Origin of the sequence: Dyella silvae (assembly GCF_026421305.1) — a bacterium.
GTDB classification, from domain to species: domain Bacteria; phylum Pseudomonadota; class Gammaproteobacteria; order Xanthomonadales; family Rhodanobacteraceae; genus Dyella; species Dyella silvae.
This window is the reverse complement of the sequence record NZ_JAPJBQ010000006.1, coordinates 277,978-303,614: the sequence shown is the minus strand read 5'-3', so window position 1 is coordinate 303,614 and position 25,637 is coordinate 277,978. Positions and strand designations below refer to the sequence as shown.

The 25,637-nt window shown below is 59.8% G+C and carries 23 protein-coding genes and 1 pseudogene; 16 read left to right on the top strand and 8 right to left on the bottom strand.

Features of this window, described 5'->3' with window-relative positions; translation table 11 throughout:
* Positions 1-120 (top strand): annotated as a pseudogene (locus OQE56_RS15550) (IS30 family transposase); the annotation flags it as partial.
* Between the two features lie 101 nt (positions 121-221).
* Here the strand turns inward: OQE56_RS15550 and OQE56_RS15545 are convergent.
* Together OQE56_RS15545 and OQE56_RS15540 are read right to left on the bottom strand one after the other, a co-directional pair.
* Complete coding sequence (locus tag OQE56_RS15545; protein WP_267225545.1) at positions 222-548, bottom strand: HigA family addiction module antitoxin; 327 nt, start codon at positions 546-548, stop codon at positions 222-224.
* A gap of 148 nt (positions 549-696) precedes the next feature.
* Positions 697-1,026 (bottom strand): hypothetical protein, encoded by a 330-nt coding sequence (locus tag OQE56_RS15540; RefSeq protein ID WP_267225544.1) that lies wholly within the window; start codon positions 1,024-1,026, stop codon positions 697-699.
* 371 nt (positions 1,027-1,397) lie between these two features.
* On the opposite strand from OQE56_RS15540, the gene OQE56_RS15535 reads away from it, so the two are divergent.
* From OQE56_RS15535 to OQE56_RS15485, 11 genes are all read left to right on the top strand, one after another.
* The gene (locus OQE56_RS15535; RefSeq protein ID WP_267225543.1) at positions 1,398-1,799 is read left to right on the top strand and encodes a hypothetical protein; all 402 of its coding nucleotides are present in this window, start codon (positions 1,398-1,400) and stop codon (positions 1,797-1,799) included.
* A gap of 96 nt (positions 1,800-1,895) precedes the next feature.
* Entirely contained in the window at positions 1,896-2,324 is a 429-nt protein-coding gene (locus tag OQE56_RS15530) for a hypothetical protein (protein ID WP_267225542.1), read from the top strand.
* Between the two features lie 195 nt (positions 2,325-2,519).
* Positions 2,520-3,113: an HAD-IB family phosphatase gene (locus OQE56_RS15525; RefSeq protein WP_267225541.1), complete on the top strand. Its 594-nt coding sequence runs from the start codon at positions 2,520-2,522 to the stop codon at positions 3,111-3,113.
* 137 nt (positions 3,114-3,250) lie between these two features.
* A complete protein-coding gene (locus OQE56_RS15520) occupies positions 3,251-3,703 on the top strand; it encodes a hypothetical protein (protein ID WP_267225540.1) in 453 nt (150 codons plus the stop codon).
* Between the two features lie 175 nt (positions 3,704-3,878).
* Positions 3,879-4,058: a hypothetical protein gene (locus OQE56_RS15515; protein WP_267225539.1), complete on the top strand. Its 180-nt coding sequence runs from the start codon at positions 3,879-3,881 to the stop codon at positions 4,056-4,058.
* A gap of 289 nt (positions 4,059-4,347) precedes the next feature.
* On the top strand, positions 4,348-5,001 hold the full coding sequence (locus OQE56_RS15510; protein ID WP_267225561.1) for a glutathione S-transferase family protein: 654 nt from the start codon (positions 4,348-4,350) through the stop codon (positions 4,999-5,001).
* Positions 5,002-5,177: 176 nt separating this feature from the next.
* A complete protein-coding gene (locus OQE56_RS15505) occupies positions 5,178-5,861 on the top strand; it encodes a VIT1/CCC1 transporter family protein (protein ID WP_267225538.1) in 684 nt (227 codons plus the stop codon).
* Positions 5,862-6,049: 188 nt separating this feature from the next.
* Positions 6,050-6,601, top strand: coding sequence for a GNAT family N-acetyltransferase (locus tag OQE56_RS15500; RefSeq protein ID WP_267225537.1), 552 nt, complete (start codon positions 6,050-6,052; stop codon positions 6,599-6,601).
* Positions 6,602-6,702: 101 nt separating this feature from the next.
* Positions 6,703-7,362: a GNAT family N-acetyltransferase gene (locus tag OQE56_RS15495; RefSeq protein WP_267225536.1), complete on the top strand. Its 660-nt coding sequence runs from the start codon at positions 6,703-6,705 to the stop codon at positions 7,360-7,362.
* 400 nt (positions 7,363-7,762) lie between these two features.
* Positions 7,763-8,335: a hypothetical protein gene (locus tag OQE56_RS15490; RefSeq protein WP_267225535.1), complete on the top strand. Its 573-nt coding sequence runs from the start codon at positions 7,763-7,765 to the stop codon at positions 8,333-8,335.
* Positions 8,336-8,822: 487 nt separating this feature from the next.
* Positions 8,823-10,421, top strand: a complete 1,599-nt coding sequence (locus OQE56_RS15485; protein ID WP_267225534.1) for a hypothetical protein — start codon at positions 8,823-8,825, stop codon at positions 10,419-10,421.
* A 59-nt stretch (positions 10,422-10,480) separates the two neighbouring features.
* On the opposite strand, the gene OQE56_RS15480 is transcribed toward OQE56_RS15485, so the two are convergent.
* From OQE56_RS15480 to OQE56_RS15465, 4 genes are all read right to left on the bottom strand, one after another.
* Complete coding sequence (locus tag OQE56_RS15480) at positions 10,481-10,855, bottom strand: carboxypeptidase-like regulatory domain-containing protein (protein WP_267225533.1); 375 nt, start codon at positions 10,853-10,855, stop codon at positions 10,481-10,483.
* A gap of 68 nt (positions 10,856-10,923) precedes the next feature.
* On the bottom strand, positions 10,924-13,176 hold the full coding sequence (speC, locus tag OQE56_RS15475) for an ornithine decarboxylase (protein ID WP_267225532.1): 2,253 nt from the start codon (positions 13,174-13,176) through the stop codon (positions 10,924-10,926).
* A 380-nt stretch (positions 13,177-13,556) separates the two neighbouring features.
* Positions 13,557-17,072: an autotransporter-associated beta strand repeat-containing protein gene (locus tag OQE56_RS15470; RefSeq protein ID WP_267225560.1), complete on the bottom strand. Its 3,516-nt coding sequence runs from the start codon at positions 17,070-17,072 to the stop codon at positions 13,557-13,559.
* Between the two features lie 156 nt (positions 17,073-17,228).
* A complete protein-coding gene (locus OQE56_RS15465; protein WP_267225531.1) occupies positions 17,229-20,591 on the bottom strand; it encodes a beta strand repeat-containing protein in 3,363 nt (1,120 codons plus the stop codon).
* Positions 20,592-21,127: 536 nt separating this feature from the next.
* Between OQE56_RS15465 and OQE56_RS15460 the strand changes: the two genes are divergently transcribed.
* Together OQE56_RS15460 and OQE56_RS15455 are read left to right on the top strand one after the other, a co-directional pair.
* Positions 21,128-21,673 carry a hypothetical protein gene (locus tag OQE56_RS15460; protein ID WP_267225530.1) on the top strand — a complete coding sequence of 182 codons (546 nt, stop codon included), beginning with the start codon at positions 21,128-21,130 and terminating at the stop codon, positions 21,671-21,673.
* Between the two features lie 209 nt (positions 21,674-21,882).
* On the top strand, positions 21,883-22,839 hold the full coding sequence (locus tag OQE56_RS15455) for an alpha/beta fold hydrolase (RefSeq protein ID WP_267225529.1): 957 nt from the start codon (positions 21,883-21,885) through the stop codon (positions 22,837-22,839).
* Between the two features lie 176 nt (positions 22,840-23,015).
* Here OQE56_RS15455 and OQE56_RS15450 read toward each other — a convergent pair whose 3' ends face one another.
* Positions 23,016-23,486: an OsmC family protein gene (locus OQE56_RS15450; protein WP_267225528.1), complete on the bottom strand. Its 471-nt coding sequence runs from the start codon at positions 23,484-23,486 to the stop codon at positions 23,016-23,018.
* Positions 23,487-23,561: 75 nt separating this feature from the next.
* On the opposite strand from OQE56_RS15450, the gene OQE56_RS15445 reads away from it, so the two are divergent.
* Positions 23,562-24,191 carry a GntR family transcriptional regulator gene (locus tag OQE56_RS15445; RefSeq protein ID WP_267225527.1) on the top strand — a complete coding sequence of 210 codons (630 nt, stop codon included), beginning with the start codon at positions 23,562-23,564 and terminating at the stop codon, positions 24,189-24,191.
* A gap of 40 nt (positions 24,192-24,231) precedes the next feature.
* On the opposite strand, the gene OQE56_RS15440 is transcribed toward OQE56_RS15445, so the two are convergent.
* Positions 24,232-24,867 (bottom strand): peroxiredoxin-like family protein, encoded by a 636-nt coding sequence (locus OQE56_RS15440; protein ID WP_267225526.1) that lies wholly within the window; start codon positions 24,865-24,867, stop codon positions 24,232-24,234.
* 163 nt (positions 24,868-25,030) lie between these two features.
* Here OQE56_RS15440 and OQE56_RS15435 point away from each other — a divergent pair, with 163 nt between their 5' ends.
* Positions 25,031-25,630 carry a TetR/AcrR family transcriptional regulator gene (locus tag OQE56_RS15435; RefSeq protein WP_267225525.1) on the top strand — a complete coding sequence of 200 codons (600 nt, stop codon included), beginning with the start codon at positions 25,031-25,033 and terminating at the stop codon, positions 25,628-25,630.
* The last annotated feature ends 7 nt before the right edge of the window (positions 25,631-25,637 follow it).

The window sequence follows — 25,637 nt, the reverse complement described above, 5'->3', positions numbered from 1 at the left end:
GGTTACTCGCAGGCTAAACTCGACGCCGTGGCTCGGCAATTGAATGAGCGTCCAAGACAGACACTCAACTTTGAAACACCGGCCGAACGATTCCAGCAATGTGTTGCAATGACCGGCTGAAGTCGCAACCCGAAGCGGATATCGCAAGTTGGAAAGGGAGAGACGTGCACGGAGCCTAGAAGAGGGCTCAGAGTGCTTCTCTGCTTCCTTTTCTTGGCGACCTAACGCGAAGAAGCACTTGGCTCCTTGATCGCGAATTCGCGCCCGCGCCGTTCCCGCTCCAGATCGCACTGCACTTGCAGCAGCATCCAGTAGAGCGCACTCGTGTTGAGTACCACGGCGAGGCGAAGGGCGGCATTGGCGCACATGGGTACCTCGCCGATCACGATGCGACGCAGGCGTGGCGCTCTGATCCCCGTGCGGCGGGCGAGGGCGGAGAGGGTCATGGCTCGGGGCAGCATGTAGTCGTCCCGCAGCACTTCGCCCGGTGTACGAGGGCGCCATGACGGGTCCACCCGCAGATGCGGGTCGAGGCGAATCAGGTTCATCGGATTTTCCGGTCAGGCACGGCAAGGCGACGCATCAGGGATGACATCGATGCGTGTCGGGGAATGTCCTGCGAGGCTGTGCGTGATCGCCCAGGTGTGGCGCATCGACGGGTATCGACGCGCCACGGGGAACGATCACAGGACGGGGCTAAGCGTTCACTCTCAACGCCTCACCAGACCCATCCACCAGACGTTCAAGGCACTGGATGGCCGTGGCCACTGCAATGGCCACGGAGGCCGAAAGCGGCCATTCCAACGACTTGTGGTGAAACCCTTGGGTGCGGGCGTGCAGGCACTGCTCGTGATCGATGCGTAGCCGTGTCAGGGCGTACGCGGCCAGGGCGAGGTCTTCGCGGGTGAACACGAGCTCAGGAGGGGGTGCCGACGCCGACCCCGTGAGGGTGTCGGGTGGAAGAGTGTGGGTGCTGCCGGCGGGAACGGGCAGGCGTGCGCGTGCCGTATGATCGTGGGTAGCCAAGATCAACTCCAGACGTTGGTTTTGGTCAGCGGGTCGTGAGTGGTGACACACTCGCGGCCCGCGCTTCATGACATCACTGCCATGGTCACTCGCGGCAACCGGTTCACAGACACCGCGAGCGACCCCTCGAGAGTACTCAGGGCCGCCACGGGCCGCTGTAGGGGTTTGCCGCTACGCGCTACCCTTGTGTCGGCCGGCAAGCCGACTGAATGGCCTGACGGCCGTGGCTCACGGTTACGACATGGGGCCAAAACGGGACGGAGGCAGTTACATCAGCTAACTACTTCCTTCCCCTTTTATTGCCGCCTAAGTCCGCTTCCGACCCAAATCGGACCGTTCAACTCACCCATTGGAAAGGAATCAACGTGCGGATGGTCAAGTTGTTGGCGTGGTCGCTATTAGCTGCAGTGGCATCACCGGCCGCCTTCGGCGCCTGTGCGGGGGACTACTCCTTGCCTGGCGAGTACAAGTGGAGCGAAGCGGTCATTACGGGATTGGTTACCGATGCACATCTGATCGAGGACAAGGATGATCCGGAGGTGTTCGCCGGGATTCTTTACTCGGTCAGGCTGGACCACGTTTACAAAGGCAATCTCCCCAGCGTTGCCAAGATCTATAGCGAGAACAACAGTGGGCGTTTTCCTATGGAACTAGGTAAGCGCTATGTCCTGTTCCTCCACAAGAGTGGTCCAAATCTGTCTGCGTACGACTGTGGCAACTCGGGTCCTGTGGACGAGAAAGCCGCCGTCATCAAGTTTCTGAAGTCGTCCTAGTAACTAGTCGACGTTGCGGACAGTCTGGCCACCGGTCAATCTGCGTAGGTCCGCTTCCGACCCGAAGCGGACCCAAAGAAAAGCCATCGAGGATATATGCGTCGATCGACGATGTTTTGCGCCGGACTGGCGCTCGTTTTGGTAAGTATCGGTGGCTGTAGGTCGCTTAGTGTCACAACAAGCCGTCCAGATGAGACATTGATCTGCGATGGCACTTATGAGCAGGGCAGCATGTTTGGGCATACTTCTGCCCCCCAGAGCATCCTCATCTATCCGAACCCTGATGCCACAAAGATTCGAGTGAAAACCTTTGGCCGAGTGGAAGGAGTTTGCCGCGATGAAGAAGGCGCTACCTGCAAAGTCTCTCTCAAGGGGAAAAAGCTCGTCGTTTCCTCCACGTTTCCAAAGTGGCTTGGAACACAAACATTTACGTTCGACGAAGATACGGCACATGTGACTTTTGGGGCCGGCGGGCTCGATGGCGGCCAAGGGTTCGCAGGCACTTGTCGGCGCAAAACAGAATGAATTCGCCTGGGTCGCTGAAAGGACCGCTTCCGACCCAGAGCGAACATGATCTTTAAAGATCGTCCGCCCATCTCGGGCCAAGCGCCACCCATACTTGACGCTCGCCGAAGGAGGCAGAGAGGATGTGGCCTCTGCGGTGTCGGGCGACTTGCTTAATGTCGGCTTCGACTTGTGTGAATGGCCATGGAGTGTGCCTTGAATCTCGCCCTATTCGATTTTGATGGAACGATCACCACGAGTGAGATGTTCCGTCCATTTCTAGAGTTCGCGGTGCCGCCCAAGCGGCGGATTCTCGGTGGCCTTCTGCTGGCGCCAATAGTGGCTGGTTATAAGCTGCGTATGGTTCCGCCGAATTTCATTCGCGCCTGCTCCGTTCGACTCGGTCTCAGCGGCATTTCGGCAAGCCATGCGCATGAACGCGGAAGACGCTTTGCGCAGGAGGTTCTTGCGTGCGTCTTGCGCGACGAAGCGTTGGAACGCATCCGTTGGCATAAGGATCAAGGTGATCGGGTTGTGGTGGTTTCAGGGGGATTGGACGTCTATCTATCGCATTGGTGTCGCTATCACGAATTGGAGCTAATCTGCTCGAAGCTGGAAATTAAGGGCGGTCGACTCACCGGCCGTTACGACGGCCTTCAATGTGTTAGCGCGGAGAAGTCACGGCGCGTTATGGCTACTTACGATCTGGGTACGTATCCGGTGATTTATGCTTACGGTGACACCCAGGAAGATCTCGATCTACTACGAATTGCGCACAGGCGATACTACCGTTGGCAGGAAGTGACTTGAGTGCCAGGTGTTGCGGATAGCTTGTTCGGTGCAACCCAATCAATCAGGCGGCGCAGCTTGCGGTAAGACGGCTAGGTCCGCTTTCGACCCGAAGCAGGCCTTTTCGCGGGGGCGAATAAGTATGCAGGGGGATGGGCATGAATCTAATCCTGGAAGGCGCTGATTCCGTCCGATATTTCACAGACATGGGTGCCACCCTGGATGCGCTTGGAATCTGCGCGTCCGACTACGACTGGTTCGTCAGCGATATTGAAACCAATGTTGGGGAAGACATCTTCGGATGGGATGACCGTTGGATTTCAGGTCGCGATCTACAGGCATCGCTCGCCCTTGGTATCCAGTTCATCTACGGGGTTTTCAGTGCTTTTCCCAAGGGCTATCGGCGAACCATCGAGGTTTCCCCTGGTGTATACGACAACCCTGACTATTGGAGTGGCGGTGCGGTTTTAACGCAGCTTCCGGATGCCTTGTTCGAAGTTGCATGTTGGGACAGCAGTGCCACAATTTTGATCGGTCTACCGGAGCAAGCGACCGTTGCTTTCATGCAGAGGTATCCCGCTGCGAAACGGCTTGAGCTAGCCCGGAGATAGTGTGGGACCGGATTTCTTGGAAGGTCCGCGTCCGAGCCGATGCGGACATTGCCGACTCTGGTTTTGGCGTTGAGGCAGCGAATAGCCACCCAGGCGCTAGGCGTTGGCCCCCTGGCTGTCCTTTAATTGGATCAGCATCGACAGTGAGGTTTCCTCAAGACGGGAGTAACACGACATGTTGCAACGTTTGCTTGTCATTGCCATGGTGTTGGTTCTGGTCGTCGTGGACTGGCTCACTTTTCACGATATTTTCGAGCCACATACGGTGCGCGACTATCTGACGCTTGCCGCTTCGATCCTTGTCTTCGCACATGTTGCGGCCGGCTTTTTTCATCGACGAATCGCCGCGCATTGACCAGAAAGGCTGGGCTGAAAATCGGGTTCTTAGCGCACTTACCACGCCGAGTGCGCTCCGATTCTAGTTTTGGACGGCCCGCTTCCGCCCCAAGCCGGCCGTTCGCGCGCTACCTGCCATCCCTCAAAAGATCGTGTTGGACGATGTCGATTTCCGAAGAATACGTACGTCGTTCCTAGGTTGGTGACGAGGCGAGCTCCATAGTGAAGCGTACCTACCGTTGCAGTGCGCTCGTCTTGCCTGCCTGCCGGCGTTGCCGTCCTTAATTTTCTCCAAGAGGAACGTCACGATGAGCATCACCATTACCGCTTTTGAACGGTCGCCCGACGGTGGCAAGGGGCTGGCGCGCGATACGCGCGTTCGCTGGGCGCTGGAAGAGGTGGGCCAACCCTACGAGGTTCGGTATGTGTCGTTTCAGGCGATGAAGGAGCCTGCTCATTTAAGCCTTCAACCCTTTGGCCAAATTCCAACGTATGAAGAGGGCGATCTCGCCCTGTTCGAAACCGGTGCGATCGTCTTATATATCGCCGAGCAACATACGAGCCTGTTGCCGAAAGATGCCCATGCCCGGGCGCGCGCGATCGCATGGATGTTTGCCGCCCTCAACTCCGTTGAGCCCAGCATTCTGGAACTCGTCATCACCAAGTTTCAGGAGGGCGACAAGCCGTGGAGCAAGGAGCGACTCCCGCTGGTCATGGATCGCATCCGCCAACGCATGGGCCAGCTATCCACCCGTCTTGGCGATGCTGACTGGCTGGATGGCGCCTTCAGCGCGGGCGACCTGATGATGGTGTCGGTGCTGCTCAGGACGAGGCCATCAGGCATCCTGGACGAGTTTCCGAATCTCGCGGCGTATGTAGCCCGCGGCGAAGCGCGGCCCGCTTACCAGCGCGCGTTTGCCGCGCAGTTGGCGGCTAACACCGGCTATAGACCCACTGATTGACCATTGCCCGGGGCGCCAGTGGCGTTGATGTCGTCGAGAAACACCCAAGGGTGGCTATCGAGGCAGGTCCGGCTTGTCCTTAAAAAAATTGACGACTTCATTGCTTATCTGGGAGTACACAACGGGATGCCGTCTCTGCACGCACCCGGAATGGACCCGCTCAGAGGAATAGCGTCATGAACCACGCGAAGAGCCGCACAGACCCCGTACCTTCCATGATTACCGGATCTGGTCTGGACGTGGTGGAGCGCGTCTCAGAGATGTGCTTTGGCCTGCTCATGGCGTTGACCTTTGTCGGTGCGGTGTCGACGGTCGGTCCGGGTCATGAAACGCCGTCGACCATGTGGCGAGCCGCCCTAGGGTGCAACCTCGCCTGGGGCCTGGCTGACGCCATGATGTATCTCTTGCATGTGCTGACCAGCCGTGGCAATCGGCTGGCGCTCGTACTCAATACGAAGCATGCTCCCGATGAGGCCACTGGCATCGGAGTGGTTAGAGACGCGCTGCCACCCTTGATTGAGAGCCTTGTGACGGACGCCGATCTTGAACCGCTGAGAGGCAAGCTGGTTAACCAGGAACCTCTTCCGGACCGCCCCCGGCTCTATTTCATTGATCTGTTGCGGGCTGCTCGCGTCTTCTCGATCGTCGTGCTGTCGACGTTTCCCGTTGTCCTTCCTTTCATGCTGCTCGATGACGTACCCAAAGCACTGTTTATTTCGCGCGTGCTAACCCTGGTCATGCTCTTTGTCGGTGGCTTTGCATTGGGGCGGTACGCCGGTCTGGGTGCCTGGCGGGCAGGCTTTGGCATGACGGTGATCGGCGTGTGTCTGACCATGGCGATCATCGCCCTGGGCGGATGAGGGCATGGTGACCGTCGGCGGCCAGACGTTTCCCGGCCTCGGGACAACATCCGGCGTCAATGATTGGCCATAGGGGCGAGCGCTTACGGGAAGCCTACGGTCCGCAACCCAAGGCAAACCTTCGGCACTGCTTGGCGAAAGGCAAAAGAGCATAGGCTCGATGCTTCCACCGCAATGACCGCTATGCCATGAGTGACTTTCCCTACCTCGAAACCGAACGCCTGCTTCTACGTGAGATCGTGGCGTCGGACGCACAGGATGTATTTGCCATCCGTAGGGACCAACCGGCGATGCGCTGGTATGGATCAGATCCGCTTACCTCGGTTCAAGAGGCGCAGAAGGTGATCGATGTCTATGCTGGGTGGCGACAATTGCCAAATCCCGGAACGCGTTGGGGTATCCAACAAAAGGCCGATCCGCGATTCCTTGGTTCGTGCGGCCTGTTCAAGTGGAATCGCTCATGGAAAAGTTGCGTCATTGGATACGAGCTTGCCGCCTCTGCACAGGGGCTTGGCTTCATGTTTGAGGCGCTATCTGCCGCTTTGGACTGGGGCTTCGAACACATGGGCCTCAATCGAGTGGAAGCACAGGTTCATCCGGAGAACGTGGCTTCCATGAAGCTTCTTTCGAAGCTCGGTTTCATGCCGGAAGGTTGCATGCGTGAGGCAGGGTTCTGGCTCGGAAGTCATCATGACTTGCAACAATTTGCGCTTCTTCGCCGGGACTTCATCAATCGATGACAATAGGGTCTCGCATAGCGGCCGCGAGCTGGGCGTCAGGCCCGCTTGCGACCCAATGAGCATGCGAGCTGTTGGCGGGAAACACTCAAACCAGGCACGACATGGATCGCATGATGGTCAGTTCTCAGGTTGACCCACAACTTGTTTATGCATGGCAAGCAGCGCATTCGCTGGCGCGAAATTCTCCGCCCCCTGTTCCTGATCGCGGCGGTTTCAGGGTGGATACCGATTCGGAAAAGGAACTGAAGCGCTGGGTTTTTCCGAAGCTGTGTGAAGGTTTGTACGACGTGGCGCGCGACATTTCGAACCCAAAACACTACCTGAAACTGTGCGGCACGAATGAAGAGCTGCGAAGCGCACTTCCGGCGAAGTGGGAAATTCAGCCGCAGAACTATTTCATGCAAGCGGCCGAGATGGTTCGTGAAACAAGTTCGTTGCCGGATGGCTACAGGATGGAACTCCATCAGGCTGGGCCTGTGACCCGCGTGCAGATTGTCGCGTCGAATGGGGATATCGCTGCCGCCGGCTCTGCGGCGGAAACCATGGATGCCTTTGTTTACGATCGCATCGAAACGGCATCGGATCACCGGCGAAAAGGATTGGGCATCGCGGTGATGCGTGCGCTCGAATCGGCGAGAAAGTCCTCCATGAGTCCTCAGCTCTTGGTTGCGACGGAAGACGGCCGCAGCTTGTACGTGCGCCTTGGCTGGACGGTTGTCGCGCCCTTCGCAACGGCGGTCATCCCGGAACGGGATCTTTGAGGCGCTCCGGATCGTTGTCCCTATTCACCGGTGCGTAGTGAAGCGCTTCACTGTCTACCTTCTTCTTTCAGGTAGCGGATGCTGAGTCGAGTCGACTGCGTCGGGATCCGTTTCTTGATATCGCAAACGCTTCGCCCTTCATGGGTGTAACCACTTTCGCTCCGAAATGAGCATCACTGCATGCCACTCGTCTGTCTTTGGTCATGGTCTCAGACCGTGGCGGCCAGGGGTATGATTTCGAAGCCACAGTCAACGCACACATGGCAGTCACCGCCTGAAGCAAGTCCGCCGGTTGCCCCATCGCGTGAATAATTCGGCGGTACGGGACAAGTACAACGGCATCTCCAGTCACGCACATTGCTCGATACATAGATCACTTTCGTATCTTTGGAGCAGGCATATGTCTATGCAGACGGTTCGTGGGCTACGCAGAAGCTTCGTGGGTCTCCTCTTGATCACGCCTCTGGCGATGGCGGCTCCGGCCCCGTCATCCGATGGCTCACACGATTTTGATTTCGAGATAGGCATCTGGAAGACCCATGTGTCCAGGCTGGTTCATCCGTTGAGCGGGTCCAGCGTTTGGGCGCAGTACGACGGGACATCTGTCGTTAGCAAGGTATGGAATGGACGCGCCAATCTGGTGGAGCTTCAGGCGGACGGGCCACAAGGCCATCTCGAGCTCGCCTCTTTCCGTCTCTACAATCCACAGGCGCACCAATGGAGCTTGAATGTCGCCAGCAGCCGCGGTGGTTCGTTCGGTACGCCGACCGTCGGCGAGTTCAAGGATGGCCGCGGCGAGTTTTACGATCAGGAGACATTCAACGATCGCACTATCCTGGTTCGATTCGTAATCTCCAATATCAAGGCCAACTCATGTCACTTCGAACAGGCCTTTTCTGCGGATGGCGGGAAGACCTGGGAGGTGAACTGGATTGCCGACGACACGCGTGTGGACGTTGCGGCTCGTCGTTGATCAAGCCGGACATTGCAAAGTCTGTAACCCTCGGCGTCGCGGGTCAGGTCGTCGCGGCACAGCTTTGTCTGAGTGAACGCTGATGGTCAGCGCGAAAGCCGGCTTCCGAGCGGGAGCGGCCATTCGATAACGGCCGACCCGGTGGCGGAACTGCGCTCACGGGCTATGCCTAATTCCGGATAGCAACTCTCGCAGCGTGCGGCTCATACTTTTAGCGTGAAGCTTTCGTCGTTTTTTTCAAGCAATAGTCGATTGCGGCACAGAAGCAAGCTCGTTGCATCCAGGCCTCCGGCTTCTGAAAGCTCACGGCAAGGATCGCGGCGCAAGGTTTTGCGCATCTTCGCTGCGGGGGAAGCGCCGTAGGGATGCTGTGTTTCGGCGAGGGGATACCGGTCTGTGCGTTGCGATGCGGTCGTCACCGTCGCCGCATGCGTCGTACGTGCAATCCGGCCTTTTCGTAAGTGATCACAATGACTGGAGGCAACTCATGTCTGTGAGAGCAACCGGGTATGGCTGCAGCGCGCTTTGCGTCGCTATGGCTATGAGTCTGGCGGGCACCGCGTATGCGGATACGCAATCGTCGCCTGATGTAACGTCCGCGGCAAAACACGACACGCTTCATTCACTGCGCGGCGTGATGCCGCGACCCGACGATTTCTCCAAGAACGGCCAGAATCATCCCGCACGCCCGTTGCCGTGGCTAGATGGGCCCGGCAATCCCACGGATGGCGCCGTGCAAGGCAGCACCAGCGGCGTGGCGGCGCCTACCGCGGGTTCCGGTGTCGAAGGCGTCGGCAACGGCTTCAGCGGCCCGCAGGGCACCTTCACGGTGAACAGCGCGCCGCCGGATACCAATGGCGCGGTGGGTGCCACCCAGTACGTCCAGCTCGTCAACACCGGTTTTGCGGTGTTCGACAAGACGACCAAGAACGTGGTCTACGGACCCGTATCCACGAACACGCTGTGGTCGGGTTTCGGTGGCCCATGCGAAACCGACAATGACGGCGATGCTACGGTGGTGTACGACAAATCAGCCGGTCGCTGGGTGATCTCCCAGTTCGCGGTGACGGCTGCGCCGTACTACGAGTGTGTGGCCGTATCCGCGACCAGTGATGCCACCGGTGCGTACTATCGCTACGCATTCCCTTACGGCAGCGTATTCCCCGACTATCCCAAGATGGGTGTGTGGCCGGATGCGTACTACGAGACCTTCAACATGTTCAACGGCAATACGTTCGCCGGCGCCAAGCTGTGTGCCTACGATCGTACGGCGATGTTGAGCGGCGCGGCCGCTACGCAGCAGTGCTTCCAGCTATCTAGCAGCTATGGTGGCGTATTGCCGTCCGATCTTGATGGCTCCACTGCGCCGCCGGCAGGGTCGCCCAATTACTTGCTGAACTTTACCGCCGGCCAGTTGAATCTGTGGAAGTTCCATGTCGACTGGAGCAACTCTGCCAATACCACGCTGACAGGCCCCACAGTTCTCCCGGTGGCTTCTTTCGCCACGGCGTGCAACGGCGGCACCTGCGTGCCTCAGGCCGGTACCAGTCAGAAGCTCGACTCGCTGGGTGATCGCCTGATGTTCCGTCTGGCATACCGCAACTTCAGCGGCCATGAAGCCCTCGTGGCCACGCATTCGGTAAAGGTAGGCACCACCAAACGGAACCAGTACACGGGCGTGCGCTGGTATGAAATCCGCAATCCGGGCACGACGCCGGTGGTCTATCAGCAGTCCACGTTTGCACCAGACCAGACGTACCGCTGGTTGGGTTCGGTGGCCATGGACAAGCAGGGCAACATGGCATTGGGTTACAGCGCGTCGAGCAGCACGATACATCCAGCCATTCGCTACACGGGCCGCCTGGCGACAGATCCACTGAACACGATGCAGTCGGAAAACAGCATCATCGAAGGTCTGGGTTCTCAGAGCGGCAACAACCTGTCTCGCTGGGGCGACTACAGCGCCATGACGATCGACCCTGTCGACGATTGCACGTTCTGGTACACCAACGAGTACCTGAGGACCACGGGTGCGTTCAACTGGAACACGCGCCTGGAATCCTTCAAGTTCTCGACCTGCCAATAACCATCTGGCTGCGCCCTCACCCTTTCGGGGGTGGGGGCACCAGGTGCCGTCATGTTGCTTTAGCGCATCCCGGAATCACACATGACCTGCACTTCGCCACGCTGACCCGCTTGCACGACGACGTGCGTTGCCTGGCAACGAGGAAAGGCGGCGCCATGAAAGTCGACCACGATGTCATAGTCTCCCGGCGTCACACTCACGGTGAAATGCCCATGATCGTCGGTGGTCGCGCGCGTTACCTCGTTTCCGTTGGTCAGAAGTACCCGCACCACGGCCTTTGACATGGGAGCGGTATCGCCCTCACCCGCATGCTGAGGCCCGGGTCGCGCCGGCGATAGCAGCACGGTGCCGTCCAGCTCGGCAGGGCCTTGGGCCGCTCGTGCGGATGCCCACATGGCCATCAAGAGAATGATCAAGAGCGTCGGCCGGAACATAGACCCTCCGGGAAGGCGGCGGCGATGAACAAGCACGTGTGTGGGCATGTCGCTGCGAACAAGCGGATCTAGTCCTCCTTGACCACGTAGGTGTAGAACCGCACTCGATCGCCTTCAGGCACCTGGTAAACACCCTGCACTTCATAGGAAAAGCCCGGGAAGAGGTTGCAGCTCTCCTCGAAGGCGAGGAAGTAGTCGATCATGGGCTGGGCGTGATCGTCGTAACGCTCACCCGGCACGACGATGCCGATGCCCGGCGGATAGATCAGCGCTAGTGTCGCGGCGATCCTTCCCTTCACCTGATCCATCGGAACGAAATCGACGCGGCCGCTGACGAGCGCCTCGTTGGCGTCACGTGCTGACATCGCCTGTTCGGGGAACGATTCATAGCGGAAGCTCAGGCGCTGCAGTTCCTTGACGTTCTTCGATGCGTAGAACTCATGCATCTCCTGAGCGATCTGTCGCACGGTGTAACCCCGATAGCGTGCCTCGTACTTGCGGCTGACGCCCGGCAACACCTGATCGAGCGGGCTGTCCTCGTCGTAGTGGTCACGGAAACGCTCCAGCGCCGCCAGCAGCATCGCCATCTTCCCTTCGCCCACCGCAGGCGTCATCAGGAAGAGGATGCTGTTGAGGTCGTTCTTCTCCGGGATGACATGGTTCTCGCGCAGGTAATTGGCGACGATCGTGGCGGGTATGCCGGAGCTGGCATAGGTTCCGGTGCGCGGATCGATGCCGGGCGTCGTAAGCATCAGCTTGGTCGGATCCACCATCGCCACTTCGGGGCCGAGATGCCGGTAGCCGTGCCACTTTTCCCCGGGATCGAGTTGCCAGTACTCCTGCTCGCTTGCCAGCACATCGGTGGGTACGTCTTCCCACTTGATGCGTTCGCCCTGGTACGTCACGGTGTCCGGCACAAACGGGTTGAGGAAGCCGGCGAAGCGCTTGCGGATCGCCTTCCGGGCGTCGATGCCCAGGCGCACCATGTCGTCCCATAGCACGCGGCCCGCCTTGTCGGCATGCATTTGCGCATTGACGTCGAGGCTCGAGAACAGCGGGTAGAACGGTGACGTTGACGCCTGCAGCATGAACATCTCGTTGAACCGTTTGTGGTTCAGGCGGAAGGGCTGCTGGCGGATATGCGCGTCGCGGACGTGGATCTGCGACGCCTGCGAGAAGCCGGCCAGTTGTTTGTGCGTGGATTGGGTGGCGATAACGCCAGGATCCTTGTCGGTCAGCGACAGGCTCATGGCGAAGTGATCCTTCATCAACGGATGGAAAGCGCCAAAGCCGGCCCACGCCTCGTCAAAGTGGATGTATTCGCACAGGTGGCCGATCTTCTCCAACACCTTCTTCGCGTTGTACACGGTGCCGTCATACGTGCACTGCTCGATGATCGCGACGCGGATGGGCCGCTCGCGCTTCCACGCATCCGTGCCCTTCAGTCGCGGGTGATTTTTGATCTTGTCGCGAATCGACGCTTCGTCGAAGGCCGCCCAGTCGATCGGCCCCACCATGCCAAAGCCGTTGCGGTCCGCTTCGAGGTAGACCGGTATGGCACCCGCGAAGATCAGCGAGCCGTGGTGGTTGGATTTGTGGTTGTTGCGGTCGAACAGCACGATGTCACGGCTGGTCAGCAAGGCGGTATTCACCACCTTGTTGGATGCCGACGTGCCATTGAGCACGAAGTAGGTGCGGTCGGCCTGGAACACGCGAGCTGCCGCCTGTTGCGCGGCAAGCGCAGGCCCTTCGTGGATCAGCAGGTCGCCCAGCGACACCATCGCGTTGCAGATGTCGTCGCGAAAAACGTTCTCGCCCATGTGCTCGTAGAACAGGCGGCCCGCCGGGTGGCGCATGAACATCTGTCCGCCCTGGTGACCGGGGCAAGCCCACGTGCGGTTCGCGTCGAAGTCGTATTGCATCAGCGTGCCGAAGAACGGCGTGAGCAGGCTCGAAACGTACTGCTCGACCGAAGCCACCAGGCGCTTCTCGTAGAAGTCGCGGCTTTCGAGATCGGCGATGACGATGCCGTCCAGCGATTTCAGGAACGGATCGGCGAAGGTTTCGTCATGACGATCGCTGATCATGAAGATGGGCATGCGCAGGCCGCGTTCGTCGCGCGCGGCAATGGCCGCTGGCGCCAGTGCACGCGACACCACGATGGCGCCCAGGTCGGCACCGGAGCGAATCGCTTCTTCCAGGCCCTCAGGCGGCACCACGCTGACCCTGAAATGAAGATCCCGATCGATGATGTTGCTGACTTCATCGGCCTGGTCGCCGGCCACGAGAATGCGGAAATAGTGGATGAAAGCTATGCTCATCGTTACCACTCCCATGAGAGGGCGGCACGTGCCGACGCGTGCCGGTGGCGATAGGGATCTCACGCAAAACTCGAACGGGCTTCCTGCCACGGACGGCGCCGGACATTCTCGGCGGGCTGGCGTGAATCGGCTGCGAAGTCACATTGTTACCGGTGCGTCGCGTTCGATGTCGTTTATGACAAAGGGTGCCCATCTGCGCCGCTTTCGTCGTACTCGATGTGTGCCACCAAAAGCATCTGGCTGAAACCGCGTAGATGTACGCAATCGAGCCTACGAATTTGTACCGAATTCGATCTTCCTTTCGGCGCCCGGCCAACGTGACCTGGTGCTGATGTCAGAAGCTTCGAAATCGGACCAACGCCAAGCGAGGATGGCTTGAATCAGAACACCACACGCATGCCCGCCTCGCCTCCCGTGCCGGCAAATCCGCGATGGTCTCGGGCCACGCTGCGCTCAATCGTCAGATAGATGCCCCAGCGGGACCCGAGCTGTGCGGTCACGCCGCCGCCGAACCGCAGCGCCGATCCCGCACTGGAGGTTTCGAACGAGATGGTGTCCAGTTGCTCCTGCTTGCCGCTCTTGAAGTCGTGAAGGTAATCCAGGGTGAGAAAGGGCGTGACGAAATGGTAGCCATCGTTTTCATAGGCAAACGGATGCTCTGCACGCAGGCCAAGGCGCCCGAGCAAGCTGGCGTCGCCACCGAGTTGCAATGAAACCTGGTCTACGTCGACTGCATGATCAACGTCAATGTGTTGGTAGGCGATGGAGGCGCGGGGTTCAATCGAGGTGCCGTTGATCCAGAACGGATAGCCGCCCTCCAGCGAGAACAGCCACCCATGTCCACCAAACTCGTCAACCTGGCCCTCCTGGACGGTGCGGGTTCGGATGCGCCTGTAATCGGTATCCTGCAAGACGGCGTCGAGATACCAGCCGCGCGCTGCCATGTAGGTGGCGGTGGCACCCAGGCTCTGCGCGTCAAAATCCACGCGGTCGTGGTCGATGTTGGCGTTCAGATGCGCGCTGCCCAGGCTGCCGGTCGCGTCGAGGTGCAGTTGGTCGCCATCTGACCACAACGATCGGCCGACCCAGCCCGCACCTACTTGCAGGTACCACAGGTTCTGATCGATGTCGGGCAATCGATCGCTGACCAACGAACCGCTCCAATGGCCGTAGCGCGCGAAGGTCTCAATGGCATTCGGCCCTATGCCGCCTTGCTCGAAATCGCCCAGCCGTTTGTGCAAATCGTCGGCGAGTGCATAGCCATAAGAAAACATCGCGGGCGGGAGCGCACGATAAGCAAGCACCTGCGGCAGGACCACCGGATCGCCAGGTGCCTCGCCGTTTGGACCGTCCCCAACAGGGAGCCCGCCGGGTATCGACGGGGCCGAGGATGACTGCACGATGGGTACCTGCAGGCGATAGTCGGATACCGAGACAACGCCTGCAGCCGCCAGACGCGGGTCGATCTCCGACGGTGCCGACGTTCCGGCAGGAAACTCATACAAACGCATTTCATACGGCCCAGAGGCAATAAAGCCATGCGGTAGCTGGAACGCAGTCGTGCCCGCCGGACCGGCGACCTGCACGACTGAAATACCACTGGTGCTCGTGTTGCCGGTGAGTTGCGGTGTACTGCCCGGCAGGGCGAGTACGTTCAAAGGCGTGCTGCCCGTTGCGGCACCCTCCACCAACAGCCGGTCGGTGACCTGATGGCCAGGACCGCCAGCGTTGAGCACGGCCTTGATCAGTAGTGAGCCACCATTGCCTGCATAGTTTCCTCCGACCAGCAGCGTTCCGGTGAGCGCGGGTGGGTCGGGAGCAACGACGCCTTGGTTGATGACGTCGCCTGTCGTCGAGCCAATGCCAGACAGCACGCCGCCCTTGTCTACGGTGATGGTCGAGGTAAGCGAGCCATCGAGTTCAAGCGTGCCGGCGGCAACGGTGGTGGGGCCGGTGTAGGTGCTTACACCGCCGAGAATGGTTGTGCCGCTGCCTGCTTGCACGAACTGGCCGAGCCCGGAGATCGCACCGGTATAGGTGACGGTATCGGAGCGATCAAAAATCAGCGTGGCGTTGTCGGTGACGTTGCCCACGATGGCGCCACTCGTGCCACCCGCACCGATTTGTAACGCACCGGCACTGATGGTTGTTCCGCCGGCATAGCTGTTGTTTCCCGTAAGTACGGTCGTGCCACTACCCATCTGCGTCAGGCCACCCGTGCCGGAAACCGTGCCTGCGAATGTGCTGCTATCGGAGCGGTTGAATGCGAGAACGCCATTGTCTGTGACGTCGCCAGCAATGCTTCCGGTGGTGCCGCCTTCGCCAAGCTGCAAGGTGCCGTTGCTGATGGTCGTTCCGCCCGTATAGGTATTGGCGGCCGTCAGGACGAGCGTACCTGGATCAGCCTTGGTCAAACCCTGGTTGCCGGCCAGTACCGCGTTGATGGTCGCAACGACGCCGGGGTCAACCCGAATAAGTGGTGCGGCCCCACTCGGCATGGCGACTAACGTGATGGCATTGCCATTGCCTTCGACGCGATAGCCGTCAGTGAGGAACTGCAGTGCCATGGCGGTCACGGGCTGACCGAGTGTGACGATGCCCGCGGCACCGGTGAAAATCCCCATACCCGAAAGCCAGCTCTGGTTGATGGTCCCGGTGGCGTTGGTCCAGTTGGCGCTGCTGGTGTTCCAGGTACCACTTCCGCCATTAATCACGCCGCTGCCGGCGTTGGCGGCCGTGCCATCCCAGAACTGCACCGGGAGGCCGTTGATGAACTTGATCAGATTGATCTCGTTGGGCACGACGGTCTGGATCACCGCTTCGTTGGCGCCGCCCGGGATGGAGCCCAGCGTGAGCCCGGCACCACTCAAGGTCCCTTCGTAGTTGATCAACCGGTAGCTGCCCGGCGTGCTGGCGAACTGGCCCGCGTCGTTGACGTTCAACACACCGGTCAGCGACAGATTGCCCGTGTCGTTGATCAGGTCGTTGGGGCTGCCAATCACATCGGGCATCGCCAGGTCGACATTCAACTGCGAGTGCAGTGAGAGTCCACCGACATACAACGTGCCCGCTGCACCTATCTGGGCCCCAGGCGCCAGCGTGCCGCCATTGATGGTGACCGGCCCGGCGATGATGCCTGCGCCACCGAGGGTTGTGCCACTGTTGGCAGTGACTGCCGATGGGCCCAATGTGCCGTTGACCAGCAAGGTACCTGCCGTGACCACCGTGGCGCCCGTATAGGTGCTGCGGCCGGTCAGTGTGAGGGTGCCAGGGCCTGCCTGCGTAAGACCGCCCGTGCCGCTGATGACGCCGTTGTAGCTCACGGCGTCGCTGCGGTTGAAGGTCAGCATGCCATTGTCGAGCACGGCACCGCTTCCGAGAGTGCCGGTGGACCCACCGTTGCCGACTTGCACTGTGCCAGCGCTGATCGTGGTGATTCCGCTATAGGTGTTGCTGCCGGTGAGGGTGAGCGTACCCCCGCCGAGCTTTTGCACGGTTCCCGGCCCACTGATGACGTTGCCATAGGTAACGCTGGAGCGATTGAACACCAGCGCGCTGTTATCGACGATGTTGGTGGCGACGGTGCCGTCGGTCGTACCGTTGCCGATGCTCAACGTGCCGGCGTTGATCGTAGTGCTCCCGGCTTCGGTCACGCTATTGGTGACAAACAGCGTACCGTTACCGTTCTGCGCCAACGTACCTGTTCCGATGACGGAACCGCTCAAGGTGATGTTGTCGGAGTGGTTGAACACCAGGGCACTATGGTTCGTCACATTGCCGCTGATGTTTCCGGTGGTGCCGCCATCGCCAATCTGTAGCGTGCCGCTGGTGATGGTCGTGCCGCCGGTGTAGCTGTTGTTGCCCGTAAGCACCGTGGTACCTGCACCAAGTTGAATCAGATTTCCGGTGCCGCTGATGGCGCCGGTGTAAGTCAGCGTGGCCAGGCGGTTAAAGACAAGGCTGCCATTGTCCAGAACATTTCCGAGGATGTTGCCGGCGGTGCCGCCATTGCCGATCTGCAGGGTGCCTGCGGCGATGGTGGTGCCACCATCTTAGACATTGTTGGCAGAGAGGGTCAGCGTACCGCTGCCCGACTTGGTGAGCGCCCCGTCACCATTGATGACCTGGTTGAGCGTCACCGTCGAACCGTTGGTGTCGATAGTGCCGCCCGCCTGTGAGAGCGTGATCGCGCGCGTCGCTGCCGGATTGAAGCTGGCGTCGAAACGCAACGTGCCGCCGGCGAAGTCAAGCAAACCGTTGGATGCACCGAGATTGGCATCGGTGGAAACCGCGAGTACGCCATTGTTCAAAAATGTGCCGCCGCTGTAGGTATTGCTGCCACCCAGCACCAGGGTGCCGGCATCGGCCATGGTCAACGCGCCCGCGCCATCGATCAGGCCAGGAAGGGTCAGCGTTGTCCCGCTTATCGGGGCAAACGTGCCGCCATCCGCATTGAGGGTGATATGCCGGGATGAGCTGAAGCTCGCCGTCGTGGCTAGCACGCCGCCGGAGAGGCTCAGCGCGCCGGCGGCGGCGCCAAGGTTGGCGTCGGAGGCGATCTGAAGTGTGGCGCCATCGACGGCGGTGCCACCTGTATACGTGTTGTTGCCGCTCAAGATCAGTACGCCGCCGCCACGCATCGTCACGTTGGCGGCACCGCCTGCACCATCGGCAATGGTTGCGCCGATGGTCGCAGTGGTGCCTGGATCGACGCGGATCACCGTGCTCGGGTCGGCTGCAAGAGTGAACCCGTTGCCTTGGATGGCGTAGCCATTGGTAAGGAATTCCATGCCGGAGAAGTTGATGTTCTGCCCGAGCGTGACCGTACCGGCGGTCCCCTGAAACACCGCGAAGCCGTTGCCCCACGAGGTGTTGACCGTGCCGCTGCTGTTGGTCCAGCGAGTGGTCGTGGTCTCCCACACCCCCGTGCCACCATCCACGCTACCTGTGCCGGTGGTGTGGGAACCGTCCCAGAACTGCAGCGCAAAGCCACCTGCAGAAACGATCAGGTTGACCTGATTGGGTTGGCTGGTTTGTACCTGCAAATCGGAAGCGGTGAATCCCGTGGGAAGGCTGCCGAACGCGAGGCCGTTGTCGGTCAGCGTGCCACCGTAATTGAACAGGCGATAGACACCGGTGCCGAAGCCGCCGACGTCGGTGACATTGAGATTGCCGGCCAGTGTGAGATTGCCAGCCACCTGGATAAGATCGTTGGTGCCGCCTCCGACGATGTTCGGTAAACCAAGTTCATAGTCGAGTTGGCTGCCGCTGTTGAGGGTCAACGATCCGAAACTTAAGGTGCCAGGGGAGTTTCCCGGCGCGAGGTGTCCGCCGCTGGCAACCGTCACCGCGCCGGCGATGCTGCCAGTGCCACGGAGCGTAGCGTTCGGATCGACCTGCACGTTGCCGGCGATCGAGCCATCGAGCTTGAGAGTGCCGTTGGCGACGGTGGTGAGTCCGGTATAGGTGTTCGCTCCGGTGAGGGTCAACACGTGGCTGCCCTCCTGAGTCACCGCGCCGCTGCCTGCGATCGCGCCCGGATAGGTGAAATCGTCGCCGCGGTCGAAGATGAGCGTTCCGTTGTCCACGATCTTTCCCGCGACACTGCCCGCGACACTGCCCGCGGCGCCGGTGCCATCTCCCAGCTGCAACGCGCCTGCGGCGATGGTGGTAGGCCCTGTCACCGTGTTGTCGTTGGTGAGAATGAGCGTGCCAGCGCCCGCCTGGGTTAACGAGCCTGCGCCACTGATGACGTCGTTGTAGGCGAAGGTGTCAGTGCGATTGAACACCAGTGCGCCGCCGTCGATGACGTCGCCGACGATGCTTCCGTTGGTGCCTCCATTGCCGACTTGCAGCGCGCCGCTGCCAATGGTGGTGATTCCGGTATAGGTGTTGGCGCCGGTAAGTACCGTCGTGCCGCTGCCCATCTGCGCCACGTCGCCGCTTCCGGATATCGCGTTCGAAAAGACATACATGTCGGAACGGTCGAATGACAACGTGCCATTGCCGTCGACCAAAACGTTGCCGGCCACACTGCCGCTCGTCGTGCCGTTGCCGAGTTGCAGCGTTCCGCTGTCCACGATCGTGCCGCCGGTGTAGCTGTTGCTGTTGGTCAGCACGATGGTGCCCGCGCCGATCTGCCTGGTCGTCCCGCTGCCCGAGATCAATCCGGCAAAGGTGTTGGTATTCGACAAATCGAAGCTCAGGGTGCTGTTGTTGACGATGTTGCCTGGCACAAGGCCGGTGGTTCCACTTGTTCCAAGCTGAAGTTCCCCCGCGTTGATCGTCGTACCGCCGCCGTAGGTTTGATTGGTGGCGAACGCAAGAATGCCGGCATCTGATTTGGTCACGGCACCTGTGCCGCTGATCAGGCCTGCGTAAGTACCGTCGAGGCTCTGGGTGAACAGCACTTGCCCGTTGTTCGTCACGGCTGGCGGAAGGCTCACCGCTTGACCGGCCAGCGTGCGCGCCGGATCCACGACGACGCTTCCGGTAAAACCGGTGTTGTCGCCGGTGACGTTCAGCGTGCCATCCTTCACGTCGATATTTAAGTTTCCGGTGATCGTTCCGTTCAAGGTCCATGTGCCCGGATCGATCTTTGTCAGCGTGGAAAAACCCTGGATGTTCCCGGGCAGCGCCTGGCTGCCAGCACCGCCAAGCGTGATGCTGTCGCTGCCGCCACCTTCAAGTAACCCGGTGATTTGCGAACCCGTATAGAGCGTGACTTGATCGCTCGTGCCACGAAGGACCAGGTCGCCATCGACCAGGCCTCGATTTGTAAAGATGACAGTGGCCCCAGGGTCGCCGCTGACGGCGCCAAGGGGGGCCCGAATAATGCCGGTGGCGTTGTTGATCACCGTATTGGTGGTATTGCCGTTCTGGAAGTAGATCGCGTACGCCGAACTGGCCTGGATCAGGCCGTTGTTGATGATCGTGTTATTGGTGCCGGAGGGGTTGATCGCCTCTCCGGTCTGGGACGTTCCGTTGTTCCATACCGTGGCGCCGATCCCGACCGTCACTGTCGAATCGTTGGCAAAAACGATGGTGTTGCTCTTGGAGCCCCCGCCACTTTTGCCGCTACTGATGACCGATGCGTAGTCGCCAATGTTGATGGTGGCGTTATTGTCGAGAGCGATCGCATTTCTGTTCCCCACGGAAATCTGCGCAGCGTTCGCCGTGCTCGTCCCACCATTGATAGTGACCGTGTAGTTATCCTGCTTGCCGTTACCGATGCCGGAAAGGTAGGGATTGGGCGCGGAGTTGTCGCAAGTGGTGGTCGAACCTCGGGTCGCGCAATTGGCATGCGCTGTGGGCGACGCACAGGCAAAGCAGACGGCAAGAAGCACCCATGAATCGAGCACGGACGGACGGAGCGTTGGCAACGCCTTGCGGATAATCTCGCCCAGAGACCTCATGCGCGGATGCCCGGTGTTGTCCCCTGAACGGACAGGTTTAGCGCAAGCTGCATCAAGAAAAGGCGAACTGGCGCGGCATGGGCGACGGGAGCCCGGGCCAGCTTCAATCTCCACCCAACCTTGCCCGGCCACCTGAAAAAAGCAGCGCTGATGCGTCGGAAGGGGTGGCACGAGCTATGCCCAAGCCACCAGGCCAGTTGCCGGCGCTGCCCGGCGCCGATCTGGCATAGTGTTTGTGGCAACAGGGGAGAGGGGCGATGAGAGGGGCAGTGGCCAGCGCAATGTGCGCCGCCGGCCGCTCTGCGAGGTCGAGTCAGTGCAAGTGGCCAGGCACCATGCAGGTACCAGGCACTGGAGTTCTGGTGGCTGCTCCAGCCTCGCCTCGCTCGAGCAACACATGGCGCCTGAACCAAGCTGCCGTACGCGACAGGTCTGCTTCCGATTCGAAGCGGACATCCTGAGCGCATGCCGAGACATGGCCCCAAGGCGCTACATTGAGCGGCGATCGAAAGGCGTTAAAGACGGGAGCTGGATTGATGGATCAATCGAAGAGTCGCCGGGAAGAAGATTCTGACCCTATGGGTTCATCATGGAAGGCCTATGTCTATCACTATCTGATAGCCAGCATGCTTCTGGCTGTGGCTGCACACGCGACGGTAGAGCTTGTGCCTGGTATCCGCACCTGGGTGGAAAGCCCACTATTCGAACAAGACAGTGCGAGCGACACGCACCGGCTTCGTTCTTTGATCTATTTGATCCTGGGATACATATCCATCGTGCCGGTCTACCTCTTCAGGTTCGACAGGCTCCTTCGTGCCTCACCTCAGCCAAAAAAAGGTCTTTCTGACAGGATCTTCCTGACGGTGTTTGGCGCGATCTTTCTGGGGGCGCTCGTACTCTTCCCATTCTTCTTTGTGTTGACGACAAACGTGGCAAGTGGTCGTGCGGGTTTGTTTGTGGCCTCGTTCACCGACTCATTCTTTGGCTTGGTGATCTACGGGGCCTTCCTCCTGTACGCCGTCACTTTTGCGCTATGGCTGTTACTGCGTGGCATTCCTCGGCTTTGGATTGGCCAATCCTGAGCCATGCGCTTAGCAAAGTGCCGCTTAGCTCGCAGCCGCTTTCGACCTAAAAGATAAGAATCAAAGATGGTTAAAAGCCCGGGTCGGATGGCGCTTTCCCCGGGCGAGTCGACAGTGAGGGCGCTGAGACGAAGTGCACTCGGCGCCGGAATTTACGCCCAACCTGCAGGGATAATGAGATGAAGCGTAGACAGTTTCTCGGTTTCGGTATGAGTGCATTGGCTGCCGGAGTAGTTGCCGGCTGTGCATCTCGCGTTACGGCGCATGACGCGGCCTTCGCAGGATCAGGTGGAGTGAGGGAGGAGGCGAAGAACTGGAATGCACAGCGACGCTTTCTCACCACGCGGTTCGGCAATATCGCCTATACCGATCGTGGCAGCGGACAGGTTGCCCTATTCCTCCACGGCTTCCCGCTGAACAGCTTTCAATGGCGAGGCGCGATAGAACGGTTGTCGCCTTATCGCCGTTGCATAGCACCCGACTCGCTCGGCCTGGGTTACACCCAGGTCGCCGAGGGCGTCCACATAACGCCTGCAACTCAGGTTCAGATGCTCATCGCACTGCTGGACGCGCTTTCCATCCGTGACGTCGACATCGTCGCCAATGACAGTGGCGGTGCCATCGCGCAGCTCTTCTTTACGCTTCACCCTGATCGAGTGCGCACCGTGCTCCTCACCAACTGCGATGTAGAAAATAACTGTCCGCCTCCGGCAGTCATCCCCGTCATCGACCTGGCAAGGAAGGGGCGCTTTGCAGAGGAATGGCTTGCTCCATGGGTCGCCGACAAGCATCTGGCACGCTCAGACAAGGGGCTCGGTGGCATGACCTTCACCTACCCGGAGAAGCTCGCCGACGAGACCATCGACATGTATCTCGGGCCACTGGTCGAGTCACCAGCGCGCAGAGCACTCACCAACGCTTACGCCATGGGCCTCGCACCGAATCCACTGGCCGGCACGGAACCGTTGCTCAGGCAGAGTCAAAAACCGGTGCGCATCGTATGGGGCACGGGCGACACCATCTTTTCGCCGAACGATGCTGCCTATCTGGACCACGCGCTGCCGCGGTCACAAGGTGTGCGATGGATGGAAGGCGCAAAGCTGTTTTTTCCTGAGGAGTTTCCGGACGTTATCGCCGAGGAAGCACGCAGGCTTTGGGCTGTGTGAATCGGATGATTGAGAAAACGAAGTGTGAAGCCAGAGCGCACTTCTTGAACTTCGTCGGCGTCGATTCCGCGACTAGCGCATCATGGCTCTGCACCGCCTGAGCGGTGCAGCAACCAGAAGCCGGGTGGAGTCCATGGACGGACGTTGCACTTCGGCGATGCATTCCCGTTTGAGGATCAAACTTCGATAAAGGTCGGCTCATAGCTGATCGGAAAATTGACCGATCGCGCGATGAAGCAAAACTGATGGACCTCATGATGCAGCGCATCGGCCTTTACGAGATCCGCGCCGCGTTCCACGGCAATCTTCGGCCGAAGCACCGCGCTGATGAATCGTCCCTCGCCGCGCGATCCGGTCTCGCCAACCCCAAGTGGCGCGTCCTCATACTGCTTCACGACGATCCCCGCGTTACTCGCCAGATGTAAATACCAAAGCATGTGGCAGGCCGAGAGGCTCGCGAGAAGCAGGTCTTCCGGATTGGGTTTGGAGGGGTCGCCTCCGAGCATTGGATCGTTAGAGCAGGCAATGGGTGCCTTGCCCGGCGTCTCTATGCGCCAGGTGCGGTCGTAGCCCCGATAGGTCTTTGTTCCCTCGCCACGATCGCCCGTCCAGACGATCTGTGCAGTGAAATCATGATGCTTGGTCATCGATCACCCTTGAAGCGTTTGTGTATACATGTATACACTTTGCCTTGGGCGAGGGCAATGACGAGGTGCGCGACGATGACGCCGGAAACGATAGCCAGCGAATTGCGAGGCGAACTGATGGCAGGCGTTCTGCGCCCCGGGACGGATCTTTCCCAGGTCGAGCTTGCCCAGCGATTCGGCGTCAGCCGAATTCCCATTCGGGATGCGTTGCGCATCCTGTCCGCTGAGGGGCTGGTGGAAATCGAGGCCAATCGTGGCGCTAAAACCATCAGCCTGACGCCGGACGAAGTTCGCGAGATATATGACCTGCGCATTCTGTTGGAGTGTGACTGCCTTCAGCGAGCCGCGGCGGCTATGACGCCGGCAGCTCTCGAGGAGATCGACCGCGTGCGCCTCAAGTCCGATCTCGATGCCGGCGGCCCTGACTGGGCGGATGGCGACTGGGCGTTTCACCGGGCGATTTATCAACTCGCAGGCCGGCGGCGGCAGCTTGCCATGATCGAAGCGCTGCGCCGCACGTGTGTTCTGTTCGTCAGCGCTTACGCCACCATGCCCACAAAGAAACCTCGGTGGCTGGGTGACCACGACGCTATCGTGAAGCATCTGCGCCGGGGCGAAACAGAGCAGGCTGTCCGGAAGCTGCAAGGGCATCTGGAAGGAGCAGCGACTCATCTCATTGCGCAGATGACGGCGTCGCTGGGCTAGCCAGAACCGGAAAGCCGGGGTCTTTTAATCCTCGTCTGCATCAATTCCGCGAGAGAGTGCGCGCTGACTCCGTAGTTACGGGTTCTGGAGTCTGTGTTGCCTCGGATGTATGGATGTCTAAAGCAAGCGCACGGGATCGCTCAAGTATCTCGTCGACGGACCAGTGATCGTCCGCATGTTCGCCGTACTTTAGGTCGAGAATGTTTCCGCCACGGCTGATGAGGAAGTCGGCCGGCAACCCCATCGCTGACTCGCCCGCCTTGCGCCCTGCCCCGAAGCGTGCCAATCCTTGAACGATGGCCTTCCATGCGCGTGGATCAAGCACTGATCGCAACGACGCTTCCACGCCAAATTCGCGATAAAGGATTCTGTCCGGATCGGCGACCAGAGCGAAGGGGAGCGCATGGCCGTGTTCGCGCAAGACTTCCGCAGTCGAGTGAAAAACCGCTACCTCGACAATGTTTGCCTTCACCAACTCCTGATGTCGTTGGGCGATGTCGTGCAGATGGAGCTTGCAGATCGGACATCCCGCGAAGCGGCGAAATTGCAAATGTATGGTGCGGTATCCATCGGGTAGGTTGATGCAGTCACCGTGGATCGTGATCAAGTTGCGGAAAGGCAAAGACGCGCCCTTCCGCAGGCGAGGGCTATTGCTGCTTCTTTTCATTGAAGACATGATCGGAGGCATCCGTTGGACATGGAGCAAAACGCTTGCGCTCGAAGTACCGTGTGCTGGCGGGCATAGTGTTTCGCGCCTGGCCAAAGAAGCCAGTACGGTAAGGGTCTAATGTTCAAAGCCGAACAAAACAGGCCGTTTTGTTCGGTATAGAGGGCCTGTTATGGGTATGCCGAAGGACCGAAGGATTCAGCGCACGCGGGCGCTGCTGCGCACGGCCCTTCTGGAGCTGGTGCAGGAGAAAGGGTTCGAGAGCCTTTCGGTGCAGGAGATCACCGATCGGGCCAATGTCGGGCGTACGACGTTTTATGCACATTTTGACGGCAAGGAAGCGCTGCTACTGGCCGGGTTCGATGATCTGCATGAGCAGCTCCACCGCCAGTATCGCGAGGTGCGTGCCAGGTCGCCTGATCGGCGCACCGGATCGTTCGGCTTCGGCAGGGACATGTTCGAACATGTGGCTGCCTATCGCGACGTCTTTCAATACATGGCTGGCAAGCCCAGTGGTGACGCAGTTCTTGTACGACTGAAGCGTCTTCTCGTCGAGCTGGTACGCGACGAAGTGAAGCGAGCTTCATCATCCGTGCGTACCGGGGATGCGTGGCGGGAAGTGTCGGTGCAGTTCATCGCCGGTGCGCTCTTCAACCTGCTGGAATGGTGGCTGCATGAAAGGCCGCCGCTTACCTCGGTGGAGATGGATCGCGTGTTCAGGCAGATGGCCGAGTCGGTACTGCGCGCTGGTCAACTATCCGAGTCCCTATAGCGAGATA